General features: G+C 44.7%; 10 protein-coding genes, 1 other RNA gene and 1 pseudogene. 3 read left to right on the top strand and 9 right to left on the bottom strand.

All coding sequences use genetic code 11. The features are described from left to right. Window positions 1–130: 130 nt before the first annotated feature. From ACED59_RS23280 to ACED59_RS23270, 3 genes are all read right to left on the bottom strand, one after another. Window positions 131–754, bottom strand: a complete 624-nt coding sequence (locus ACED59_RS23280) for a TnsA endonuclease N-terminal domain-containing protein (protein WP_017098800.1) — start codon at window positions 752–754, stop codon at window positions 131–133. A 118-nt stretch (window positions 755–872) separates the two neighbouring features. Next, window positions 873–969: signal recognition particle sRNA small type (gene ffs, locus ACED59_RS23275), an RNA gene on the bottom strand. Between the two features lie 196 nt (window positions 970–1,165). Continuing rightward, on the bottom strand, window positions 1,166–1,909 hold the full coding sequence (locus ACED59_RS23270; protein ID WP_017098799.1) for a hypothetical protein: 744 nt from the start codon (window positions 1,907–1,909) through the stop codon (window positions 1,166–1,168). Between the two features lie 51 nt (window positions 1,910–1,960). On the opposite strand from ACED59_RS23270, the gene ACED59_RS23265 reads away from it, so the two are divergent. Then, entirely contained in the window at window positions 1,961–2,263 is a 303-nt protein-coding gene (locus tag ACED59_RS23265; RefSeq protein ID WP_017098798.1) for an MGMT family protein, read from the top strand. A gap of 75 nt (window positions 2,264–2,338) precedes the next feature. Here the strand turns inward: ACED59_RS23265 and ACED59_RS23260 are convergent, their stop codons facing one another. After that, window positions 2,339–2,779, bottom strand: coding sequence for a YbaY family lipoprotein (locus tag ACED59_RS23260; protein WP_029224040.1), 441 nt, complete (start codon window positions 2,777–2,779; stop codon window positions 2,339–2,341). Between the two features lie 168 nt (window positions 2,780–2,947). On the opposite strand from ACED59_RS23260, the gene tesB reads away from it, so the two are divergent. Next, complete coding sequence (gene tesB, locus ACED59_RS23255) at window positions 2,948–3,808, top strand: acyl-CoA thioesterase II (RefSeq protein WP_029224039.1); 861 nt, start codon at window positions 2,948–2,950, stop codon at window positions 3,806–3,808. Between the two features lie 133 nt (window positions 3,809–3,941). Here the strand turns inward: tesB and ACED59_RS23250 are convergent. After that, a pseudogene (locus tag ACED59_RS23250) lies at window positions 3,942–4,606 on the bottom strand (hypothetical protein). Window positions 4,607–4,695: 89 nt separating this feature from the next. Further along, window positions 4,696–5,169 carry an Lrp/AsnC family transcriptional regulator gene (locus ACED59_RS23245; protein ID WP_017062025.1) on the bottom strand — a complete coding sequence of 158 codons (474 nt, stop codon included), beginning with the start codon at window positions 5,167–5,169 and terminating at the stop codon, window positions 4,696–4,698. Window positions 5,170–5,298: 129 nt separating this feature from the next. Here ACED59_RS23245 and ACED59_RS23240 point away from each other — a divergent pair, with 129 nt between their 5' ends. After that, window positions 5,299–6,366 carry a PLP-dependent cysteine synthase family protein gene (locus ACED59_RS23240; RefSeq protein WP_017098794.1) on the top strand — a complete coding sequence of 356 codons (1,068 nt, stop codon included), beginning with the start codon at window positions 5,299–5,301 and terminating at the stop codon, window positions 6,364–6,366. Window positions 6,367–6,457: 91 nt separating this feature from the next. Here the strand turns inward: ACED59_RS23240 and ACED59_RS23235 are convergent, their stop codons facing one another. From ACED59_RS23235 to ACED59_RS23225, 3 genes are all read right to left on the bottom strand, one after another. Further along, entirely contained in the window at window positions 6,458–6,778 is a 321-nt protein-coding gene (locus ACED59_RS23235) for a DUF1244 domain-containing protein (protein ID WP_004736423.1), read from the bottom strand. 158 nt (window positions 6,779–6,936) lie between these two features. Then, entirely contained in the window at window positions 6,937–10,050 is a 3,114-nt protein-coding gene (gene vexH / locus ACED59_RS23230) for a vibriobactin export RND transporter permease subunit VexH (protein ID WP_017098793.1), read from the bottom strand. Next, a complete protein-coding gene (locus ACED59_RS23225; RefSeq protein WP_032499958.1) occupies window positions 10,050–11,168 on the bottom strand; it encodes an efflux RND transporter periplasmic adaptor subunit in 1,119 nt (372 codons plus the stop codon). Before ACED59_RS23225 ends, vexH begins: the two co-directional genes overlap by 1 nt. Window positions 11,169–11,768 lie beyond the last annotated feature (600 nt).

Here is an 11,768-nt window from a genome sequence, read left to right as displayed (position 1 = left end):
TTTGAAAAACAATATGTCGCTTAATGCGGTGTCCAGTCTTACTGGAGCAGATCATTTTATCATCAGCTACATCATTGTCGAAGCTATTAAATTCATCACTAAAACCAAAGAGATCATCATCACTCATTGACTAGCACCAAACAGAATTTTCTAAATCAAATTTTTTCTGATTAAAATCTGTTTGTATTTCACCTGAAGATAGCCAGCACAAAGCTGCTGTTAGTGTTTCATCTGGAGAAATTTTAAGTTGGTGTGAAAGATGATGAAGGGTCACGCTTCTATTAGCTTGAACAAACTGAAGCACATGTTTTTGAATGTCAGTGATTGTACGAATCCCTGAATAGCCATGGAGTAATTTAAGGTTACTAAGTAGAAAACCTGTTCGAATCTGCTTCTCGGTCACTAAGATAAGTTTTTTTCCATACTCAGCTTGAGCGACAAGCTGCTTTTCTTTAAACCTTGATCGAAAATCTGGTTTAAGGATCTGACTTGAATGCTTTACTTCAATCAGAGAAGGCGTATCTATGCTATCGAAAAGCTGGAAGTCTGGCGTGTAGCGGCAGTAGCGCCCATTGAAGTAGTACTCAAACCCATGTGGCTGAGATTCATATCTAACTATTTGAGGATTGTATTCAGCATGAAAACAAAAATCATACTCAAGCATGGACATTGTTCGAACAACTGAGTCATTTTTCAAACTCATGAATTTACAAATGTTGTGAACAGCTGATGATTTTTTGGTTTGGTCGTACATAGCACAAGCACTTTGTTGTAAACCTACAACAAAAAGTAGACCATGAAGACTTAAGATGCAAATAAGAAAAGAAGCCTGCAATTTATGCGAACATATATTGCAGGCTTCATAAGGGGTGGGAACCCAGCCACATCCCGGCACACAAGTCACTCGCTGCGGCTGCTCCCTTCCAGGCCTGACCGAGTTCACGAGCTATTGTTGCGGGAGGACCAGGCCCCCATAGATTCGTTTTCTAAGAGGCTTGCCTCAAAGAGTGATTGGATTATTAAGCATCACAGCAACCATTGCAAGCCCTTCCACCCTATTTTTGAACAATTGCGGTCTAAGTGCTTATCCTTTATTCAAACCACTAGAAAATCGCAGGTAAATTCACCATTTACCTGCATTTGGAAGGTTTGGATTGCTGGAGTACTAGATATCGATGTCTTCGTTATCTTCTGTGCGAATGATGTAGTCTGTCATCCACGCGGTACCTAATAGACACAACCACACCACAAAGACTGGGCTTGGTACTTCGATGCTTGGGGTAATTACCAGAGCCGCAAAACCGACCGTTGGCAGTGTCCAACACAGTAGTTTATTCCAGCGGAAGGTTTTTAAGCGCGTCAGCGTTTCCATCGATGCCATGATGCCCGTTAAACACAAGGCAACCAAAGCGGCATAAGGTAAATCGGCTATCCATAACGGAAGTATTAAGCCTAATGACCACCAGCTGTGTCGGCTGGCTGGCTTAAGGTGATTTGCCGCCCACCAAATCACGATGATTGATAAGGTTTGAAGTGTGGTAACCCACGGGACGCCTTCAAGCTTGCCTGCTGATTGCGTGACCATGATCCCGACCTGCAAAGTAGTCACAATTAAGCCGGAAATAATCACGACAGACAAACTACTGCGTCTTGAGAAGACCACCATCAATAGCGGGAACAGTACCCACGCACTGACAGACAGCGTGATAGGCTGCAAAGGAAGGGTTAGACCATAAGTGGTCATGGAAACAAGCAAAGCTAATCCTGCTATGCCTCCCTGCGGTAAAATCCATAATGCAGGAATGACCATTGCAAGCACCGGGATATCTCCCTCACTTAAACTGATTGCTCTCGCGCAAACAACCGCTAATAATGTGGTGATCAAGAACTGAAACGTTGTAAATACCATAGCCCTCTCCTTCTACCGATCCGTGGTATTAATGAACTAGGAACATTTAGTATGGACCAATTTTTGAGCCAAATCTTTGCTGTGATTCACCAAATTCCATATGGGAAAGTAACAACTTATGGAGACATAGCACGTTTTTCAGGATTTCCGGGCTATGCGCGCCATGTTGGTAAAGCGCTGGGTAACCTGCCAGAAGGTAGCAAACTGCCTTGGTATCGAGTGATAAACAGCAAGGGTGAAATATCTTTAAAGGGTGATTCGTTCGACCGACAAAAGCAGCATTTGGTTAAAGAAGGGGTTGAGGTGAGTGATGCAGGAAAAGTTAAACTCAGAATATACAAATGGCAGCCCTAGAGCTGCCACTAATCGCTGATTCAACTGGCTAAGTTAAGCCAATCAAGATGCCTTAACAGTGGCATCGATTTCTGATTAACGAACACCAACCAAACTTAGGTCTGCTTGCTGTGTATTTTCTACATCAGTAATTACTGACTTAATCGTGTCAGTAGTGAAACGCAGTTTGCCGTCAACATGAATCGATGCGCGCATGTTGTAACGGTGGTTAGCTTTAATTTTGTCGTTGTCGTAGCTTAGCTCGAATGCGAACGGTACTTGCTTACCGTCTGTGGTGAACTCTTGAGTTGCGATAACCGTCGATGGTGCGTCAGCCAGTGAGATATCTTCTAGCGTAACGGTAACTACTGCATTCTCTGGCAATGCAATTCTTTCACGGTAGCTTACTGTTCCTGAAATCACTTGAGTGTTCTCTGCAACCACTTCTTGAGAAGCGTTCGTTTCTGATGTTGCTTGGCAACCAACAAGTAGGCCAAACGATACTAAAGACGTAATAAGAATTAGAGCCTTTTTCATATTCAATTTCTCTCAACATGTTTGCCGGACTCGGCAAATCTACTCACCAATTATAAGAGAGCTTTCATATTCTGTCTTGAAACCCTATGATTTATTGACAGATATCTGACTAAGCTAAATGATTAACACCATAATCTGACACCCATTTTACGAAGAGGAATGCTGGCGATGAGTCAACCTTTACAAGAATTACTAAGTTTACTTCAGCTAGAAAAACTGGAAGAAGGTTTATTCCGTGGGCAAAGTGAGAACCTAGGCCTACCACAGGTATACGGCGGTCAGGTATTGGGACAAGCACTTTCTGCTGCTCGTTATACCGTTCAAGACGACCGTAGTGTCCACTCGTTCCACAGTTATTTTCTGTTTCCCGGCGATCCTGAAAAGCCAATCATTTACGATGTTGAGAACCTACGAGATGGACGCAGCTTTAGCACGCGCCGTGTAAAAGCGATTCAAAATGGCCGCCCTATTTTCTATCTCACGGCTTCTTATCATGGCGATGCGCCAGGGTTTGAACACCAGATTTCAATGCCTGATATTCCTGGACCAGAAAACTTCGCCTCAGAAACTGAGTTAGCGAGCCACATCGCGGAATTCTTACCAGAGAAGCTGCGCAAAACCTTCTGTGGCGAAAAGCCGATTGAGATGCGCCCGGTGACCGTGGTAAACCCACTGAAACCTAAGAAGACGGAAGCGAAACAGTATCTCTGGGTAAGAGCGAATGGCGCGATGCCAGACAACCAATTGATTCACCAATACCTGCTTGCTTACGCTTCGGACTGGGGATTCTTGGTGACGGCGCTTCACCCGCATGAAGTCTCTATCATGACGCCAAATTTCCAAGTAGCAACGATTGACCATTCAATCTGGTTCCACCGCCCATTCAAAATGGATGAATGGCTGCTTTATGCGATTGAAAGCCCAACGGCGGCGAACACTCGCGGCCTAGTGCGCGGCGAGATCTTCAACCAGAAAGGTGAACTGGTAGCGACAGCAGTACAAGAAGGTGTGATGCGTTTTACTAAATAGCGCTCAAATAAATAGCGAATAAACGCTTCTTACAAGCCCCAAATACGCACAAACAAAAAGAGGCTAGGTTTAATACCTAGCCTCTTTCTTTAATGACGCTTGAGAAAACCCGTCACATAAAAATCAATAAAACCTACTCAACTTCTAACGTTGGCTCAAACTCGCTCTGTACTCGTGTTTTAATGCCATCACCTGCGTCACGCAGTAGGTTAAATGGCGATAACACAAGCCTTTCACCGCGCCCTCTGCGGCTCCCTGAGCGAGCTCTTTACTCTTATCAGCTAACAAGTTAGCTTGTGCCAAAATACCTGGGACTTCCGCTCGTAGCATTTCAGATTCAGTGACGATGACAGGAATAGTCTGTTCGCGGTAAGACTTACTTTCAGCGAGCATTGGTGGCATTACGTCTACGCGGTATCTCTTTAATTCCGTTAATGTTGGAGGAATAACATCGGTTCTTACCTGCTCGACTTCCGTTCGAACATTTTTGACTTCATCTAAAATCGCAGGGATTTTGTTGTCGACCGAGGCTACGGTTTGATTCACGTCATCGATCGTCTTTCTAACTTCTTCGACAGTGTTTAACACCTGAGGAGCAAGATCGCTGACATGTTCAGCAAGCGCTAATAGCTCTTCTACTTTGAGCCCTTTCGTGAGGCCCGAAATGTCTTCGATAACTTGCGGATAAGTATCAACGATTTCACCGACTTTATTGGTAAACGAGTAGATGGTGTAACCCAAGTAAAAAATGGCGACCGTCAATACTAGCTGGATAGCGGTAGATACTTTTGCAAACATGAATAATCCTTTTCTTTATCGCAGAGGCGAGATCTAAACTGAGAAGATAGTTAAACTGAAACGATAGTTAATCTATTACTAGGCGTAACTTAAAGCGGCAATGCTGTCGTGTACTTCAATGGTTCCATCGCAAACGTCGAGGTCACATTAGAGATACCATCAATGCTATTCACCAAGCGCTTATAGAAATCATCAAAGCACTTCATGTCTTTAACCTGAACCTTCATCATATAATCATATTCGCCAGCCATGCGATAGAACTCCATCACTTCTGGAAATTCCGACACAGTATTCACAAATCGACCATACCACTCATGAGAATGATCACTGGTTTTCACCAATACGAACGCAGTAAAGGAAAGATCCAGTTTTTCCGGGTTCAGCAGTGCGACTCTTTTCTCAATAATACCGTTCTCTTCGAGGCGCTTAAGCCTTTTCCAACAAGGCGTTGTAGTGAGATTGACCGCTTCAGAAATATCGTTTAATGACAGGGTGCTGTCTTCTTGCAGTAACCCTAATATTTTTTTATCTACGGCATCTATCACACTTTCACCAAATCGCATTTAAAGAGAATAATTTTCTACAATTTAAGCAAAACAAAGCAAATATGGCAAAGTTTTTCTCTCGGATTATAGATAAATTAGAACCATACCAATTACAAAGAATTCCTACACTCGATCAGGAGAACGCTTATGTGCACTGACCATCAATGGATTAACAACGCGATTCGTAAAATTGAAGCGGACTACCAACGCTCAGCGGATACGCACCTTATCAAGCTCGATCTACCAAGTATCGAAGGCATTGATGTTTACCTTAAAGATGAAAGCACACACCCTACAGGCTCTTTAAAGCACCGTTTAGCGCGTTCTCTGTTCTTATACGCTATCTGTAACGGTTGGGTTGGCCCAGAAACAACAATCATTGAATCTTCATCGGGCAGTACTGCGGTATCTGAAGCGTACTTTGCTCGCCTACTGGGCCTACCGTTTATTGCGGTAATGCCAAAATGCACAGCGAAGAAGAAGATTGAGCAGATTGAATTCTACGGCGGCCAAGCGCATCTTGTTGACCGCTCAGATGAAATTTACGATGAGTCTCGCCGTTTAGCAGAAGAATTGAATGGTCACTACATGGATCAATTTACTTACGCTGAGCGCGCAACCGACTGGCGTGGTAACAACAACATCGCGAACTCGATTTTCAATCAAATGCAGATGGAAGATCACCCAGTTCCAGCTTGGGTAGTAATGAGCCCAGGTACTGGCGGTACTTCAGCGACGATTGGCCGTTTCATTCGCTACCAACAGCATGAAACCAAGCTTTGTGTTGTGGACCCTGAGAACTCTGTATTCCACGAATACTTCCAAACCGGCAATGCGAACGTGAAAGGCAGTACATTCAGCAAGATTGAGGGCATTGGTCGCCCACGAGCAGAACCAAGCTTTATTCCTGGCGTGGTTGACGAAATGCGTAAAATCCCAGACGCAGCAAGTATCGCAACCACACATTGGTTATCTGACATTCTTGGCCGCAAGGTTGGCGCATCTACGGGTACAAACATGTACGGTGTGCTTCAACTGGCAAGCGAGATGAAAGCACGCGGTGAGACAGGTTCTATTGTGACTTTGCTATGTGACAGCGGTGAACGTTACCTAGACACTTACTTCAACGACGAGTGGGTGAACAACAACATTGGTGACCTACAACCGTACGCGGCGAAGTTAGAAGCTTTCTCGCAAACAGGTGAGTTGGCTTAACCACAGAGTAAGCACCTGCGCCAAAATTAAAAAGAGCCCTTGATGGGCTCTTTTTTGTTTGTTCTGTTAATCAATCACTAACGAGAACAAATTACTCTGGCTTCTGCTTCGCTTCAAATGCCGCTAGTTGTTCAGGCGTCGCTTTTGGTTGATGGTTTTGTTTCCACTCATCGTAAGTCATGCCATATACGCGCTCACGAGCGTCATCGATATCCAAGTCTAAGCCTTGTTGTTCAGCTTCTGCTTTATACCACTTGCTGAAACAGTTACGGCAGAAGCCCGCTAAGATCATCAGGTCGATGTTCTGCACATCCTTATTATTGTCTAAGTGTGCTAGCAGACGACGAAAGGTTGCTGCATCTAGCTTATCTTGTTCTTCTTGAGAAAGATCTTTGTATTTAAATTCAGCCACTTTACTTTCCTTTATTCGATTTATTGTATTAATTCATTGAGCTCTGCTTGTTATACAAAAAAAGCCTGCCATTCGCTAGGAGCAAACGCAGGCTTTTCAATATTGTTACACTATTCCGTGCTCATTAAGCGTACGTGTTCATTGGCCGTGCGTGTTCATTAACCGTGACTGCTTCTTCCCACGTTATCATGACTGAGCTCTTTATTTAGAACCGCTTCCACATGACCTGGAGAACGTGTTGAGCCAGAAATCAGTCGATACATCGCAGGGATTACGAACAGAGTAACCAAAGTTGCAAAGCCCATACCGAAGAAGATAACCGTACCCACTGCTACTCGGCTTTCATAGCCTGCGCCCGTTGAAGTAATCAATGGGATTGCACCGGCTAGTGTGGTGAACGCCGTCATCAAGATTGGACGTAAACGTCGAGCCGAAGCATCAATGATCGCCTTTTCAAACTCAATGCCACGGTCACGAAGTTGGTTAGCAAACTCTACGATCAAGATACCGTTTTTGGTTACCATACCGATCAACATGATCATACCAATCTGGCTGTAGACATTGAGCCCTTGATTCATCAACACCAAACCTAAGAAACCACCAAAGATACCCATAGGTACGGTGAACATCACCACCAGCGGGTTAATGAAGCTCTCAAACTGCGCCGCAAGTACCAAGTACGCGACCAACATCGCTAGCGCGAACACCACTAAGATACTCGATTGGTTTTCTTTAAAATCTTTAGACTCGCCTGAGTAGCTTACTGAAATATCACCCGGTAGCTGCTCAATCGCTTGTTCATCAAGGAAATCCAAAGCATCGCCCAGCGTGTAACCTTCCATTAGGTTCGCTTTGATGGTCACCGATTTCTGTTTGTTGTAGTGCGACAAACGAATCGAAGACGCTACTTCTTCAATATGCGTTAGAGTATCGAGTGTCACCAATTCACCAGACTGAGTTCGCATGTAGATTTGGCTTAAGTCATTCGCATTGTTAAAGCTGTTTTCATCGCCACGCAGGTAAACGTCGTACTCTTCACCACGTTCAACGAACGTCGTTTCACTCTTACCGCCCAGCATGATTTCTAACGTGTCCGAAATGTCCGAAACACTCACACCTAGCTCGGCTGCACGTTGCTTATCTACGGTTACCAACAGCTCTGGTGTTTTCTCAGAGTAATCGATGTCCGCACCTTCCATCATTGGCGAGTCTTCAGCGGCTTGCTTTAACAGTTCGCCCCATTTCTGAAGCTCAGAGTAATCAGAGCCACCCAGTACAAATTGCACAGGCTCACTCGAACCACCACGGAAGCCTGGCATGAACGGGAACACACGTACATCAGGAATACCCGTTAAAGACTTACGTACCTCGCCCAAGGCTTGTTGTGCTGTTTCTCCACGTTCGTCCCAATCTTCCAGGATCATGATAACGAAGCCCGTTTGGTCGCCCGCATTACCACCAAACGCTGGTGATTGAATACTGAATGACTTCAAGAAGCCTTGACCAAGCAGCGGCATTAGGCGTTCTTCAACGATGTCCATGTTGGCAGACATACGGTTGTAACTGGTTGCATCGGCACCACGAACAAACGCAAAGATAACACCACGGTCTTCTTGTGGCGTCAGTTGCGACGGCACTTGTTGCATCAAACCATAACTACCGCCCATACACGCAATAATGATGATTGGAGCTGCCCAACGCCAGTTTAGAGCACGGCGCAATACCGATTTGTATCCAGCTTCTAACCTACCAAACACACGTTCAACAAATTGATTGAAGCGATTAGGTTTCACGTTCGCTTTTAAAATCTTGCTGCCCAGAACCGGCGTCAAGGTCAATGCTATGACAGATGAGAAAATCACCGACATCGCTAACAGTACCGAGAACTCAGTAAACAGAAGGCCTACCATACCGTCCATAAACGAGATTGGTAGGAACACCATGACCAGTACTAGCGTGGTTGCGATTACCGCAAAGCCTACTTCACGTGTCCCTTTGTAAGCCGCAAGCAATGGTGATTCGCCACGTTCAATGTGGTGGAAAATATTCTCAACCACCACAATCGCATCATCGACCACTAAACCGATAGACAGGATAAGTGCCATCAAGGTGATGAGGTTAATAGAGAAGCCAAAGTAGTACGCCGCAATAAACGATGAGATTAGCGACACAGGAACCGTCACGGCTGGAATCAGCGTTGCACGCGCTTGGCCAATGAAGACGTAAAGCACGAGGATAACCAAACCACCCGTAATAAAGAGTGTGCTGTAAACCTCTGAGATCGAACGGTCGATAAAGACAGTGGAGTCATAGTCCACCGCTAGACGAGTTCCGTCAGGCAAGAACTTTTGAATCGCTTCGACTTCTTTATGGACTAAGTCAGCCACCTCAAGTGGGTTGGCATCAGACTGAGGCACAATGCCCATACTTACGTTAACAACGCCGTCACTCTTAAAAGTCGAGTTCTCGTTTTCTGCGCCAATGTAAACATCCGCCACATCTTTCAAGTAGATAGGTGTGTTATCAGAGGCACGTTTCACCACTAAGTATTCGAAATCTTTGGCTTCAGTATATGAACGAGCAGTACGAACCGACATCACAATCGCATCGTTACGCACTTCGCCACCCGGGCTTTCAATGTTCTCGTTACGTAGGGCTTGTGTAATATCAGAGGCGGTAACACCACGACCCGCCATTAACGCGGGTTTCAGCTTCACGTACATGACTTTGTACAAACCGCCAGAAATATCCACCGAGCTCACACCAGAGATCAAACTAAAGCGGTCAATCAACACACGTTCGGTGTAGTCGGTTAACTGCGTTCGATCCATCTCAGTTGAGCTTAAATTGATGTAAACCGACGCTTCACCACTACCATTGTTTTTGTAAACAATCGGGTCATCGGCTTCATCTGGCAACGAACGCTGAGCACGCGCTACCGCATCACGCACATCACTGACACCGGTATTGAGGTCATAACCAAGTTCAAAGGTGATGGTGATTCGTGACGATCCGTTTCGTGTCGTAGATTCGATTTCATCGATACCACTGATACCGGATAACTGGTCTTCAAGGTTGGAGGTAATTTGGCTTTCAATGATGGTGGCAGATGCACCTTCATAACGAGTACTGATCGATACCACCGGGCTTTCAATATCGGGCATTTCACGAACTGCGAGCTTATTGAAAGAGACAATACCAAACACAACCAAAAGCAGGCTCAATACAACAGCCGCTACTGGTCTCTTCACAGAAACATCAGATAACAACATTAGTTAGCGCCTTCTTGTGCTGCTGTATTTTCATCAAGTTTAGCTTTGTTGCCATCAAGATTAGCTGTATCGCCGTCAAGTTTAGCTGGGCGATTAACGGCAAGTTCTTGAACCAAAACACCGTCACGCATGTTCACGATACCTTGCACTACGATCTTCTGACCAATCTCGATGCCTTTTTCGATCACGACTTCGTTATCAAGACGAGCCCCGAGGAATACTTCGGTACGAGTCGCTTTGTTATCTTCGCCAATAACATAAACGAAACGCTTAGTGCCTGAATACTCAAGCGCTTGAACTGGAATTATTGGGGCTTCTACTGGTGGGAAGTCCATATCAGCCGCCACTAACATGCCCGGTTTTAGGTAATCATTGTTGTTATCGAAGTGGATTCGAACTCGAAGGTTCAAAGTTTCGGCGTTAATACGAGAATCAATACCCACCACAGTACCCGTGAACTGAGTATCGCCCCACGCACTGGTGCGAGCCGTTACTGTCATACCTTTAGACAGTTTAGAAAGGTAGCGCTCAGGAATCTGAAGATCTAACTGCATCACAGACAAGTCATCTAACGTCACGAGCTCTGTACCCGATGTCACCATTTTGCCGCGGCTAAAGTCAATAAAACCGACCGTACCAGAGAAAGGTGCACTGATATGTAGATCTTTCAGGTTAGCGTTAGCGGCAGCTAGGCGAGCATTAGCGATCTCTACGTTAGTTTTCTGAGCGTCAATTTCAGTTTGAGTGATCGCGTTACGTTTCACTAGTCGTTGAAATTCCGCAAGCTTACGCTTTTCATCTTTTAAATATGCTTGTGCTTCTGCAACTGCAGCTTTTGCTTTGTCGTCATCGAGTTGAACCAACATCTGCCCTTTGGTGACATCTTGATTGGCTTTGATGTTAATAGAGTTCACTCTGCCAGCCACTTCGGAAGTGATCATTACAGATTGCTCGGCTTCCAACTTACCGACCAAAGAAAGAGACTGACTAACTTGGTGAATATCAACTTGCTCGGTAACAACAGTGACCGTGCTAGGGCCCATACGTTTAGCTAGTACGGCTGGAGACGCCATAATGATAGACAAGCTAAGCAGGGTTAAAACAGTTTTATGCTTCATAATAATGGTCTGCAAGTAAGGTTTATACCAATCACAGTAGGTAAGTGGTCAGAAATAGCGCAGGGAAAAGACTTGAGAACAAGGCAGAGGTTTTCGATAAGTAGTTATTCTACAATCAAAAATCTTAACGCAGTTATCGAGCGTTTTAACCAGCTAGGGTGACCAATTATTTACTACGATTGGTATTATTATCTATAAATGAAATTAACCGTATTCTATCAACTGATGAATGCTGTAACGTCAAGAAGTGTAAATCTAAGTTAAATTCAATTGACGTTTCATGACGAATGACACGAACCAAACGCGATACAGAAAGCTAATTACCTCAAGGTGTTACCTATCAGTACGTAAATCTTAATACAGATGTTCACTTCACGAGCAATATGCGTACTTTTCGCCATCTTTGCCCAAAAAGGCAGCATTTAACACAAAACCATAAGAAAAACCCTTTACAGGTTTAACGTGTTTGCTATGATGCGCTCCGCACTTGAGAGATGCGTTGGGAAAAACATCTCTTTAGCCTATCCATTATGAGTTAGGAAAAAACACCCTGGAGGGGTTCCCGAGTGGCCAAAGGGAGCAGACTGTAAATCTGCCGGC

Origin of the sequence: Vibrio sp. FF266 (assembly GCF_041439695.1) — a bacterium.
Lineage (GTDB): Bacteria > Pseudomonadota > Gammaproteobacteria > Enterobacterales > Vibrionaceae > Vibrio > Vibrio tasmaniensis_A.
Note: the sequence above shows the minus strand (reverse complement) of the source record. Positions and strands in the feature narration are given on the sequence as shown.

Coding starts and splice junctions, on each gene's coding strand:
- ACED59_RS23280 (WP_017098800.1), bottom strand. CDS start 754: ATGTACGACCAAACCAAAAAATCATCAGCTGTTCACAACATTTGTAAA.
- ACED59_RS23270 (WP_017098799.1), bottom strand. CDS start 1,909: ATGGTATTTACAACGTTTCAGTTCTTGATCACCACATTATTAGCGGTT.
- ACED59_RS23265 (WP_017098798.1), top strand. CDS start 1,961: ATGGACCAATTTTTGAGCCAAATCTTTGCTGTGATTCACCAAATTCCA.
- ACED59_RS23260 (WP_029224040.1), bottom strand. CDS start 2,779: ATGAAAAAGGCTCTAATTCTTATTACGTCTTTAGTATCGTTTGGCCTA.
- tesB (WP_029224039.1), top strand. CDS start 2,948: ATGAGTCAACCTTTACAAGAATTACTAAGTTTACTTCAGCTAGAAAAA.
- ACED59_RS23245 (WP_017062025.1), bottom strand. CDS start 5,169: ATGCGATTTGGTGAAAGTGTGATAGATGCCGTAGATAAAAAAATATTA.
- ACED59_RS23240 (WP_017098794.1), top strand. CDS start 5,299: ATGTGCACTGACCATCAATGGATTAACAACGCGATTCGTAAAATTGAA.
- vexH (WP_017098793.1), bottom strand. CDS start 10,050: ATGTTGTTATCTGATGTTTCTGTGAAGAGACCAGTAGCGGCTGTTGTA.
- ACED59_RS23225 (WP_032499958.1), bottom strand. CDS start 11,168: ATGAAGCATAAAACTGTTTTAACCCTGCTTAGCTTGTCTATCATTATG.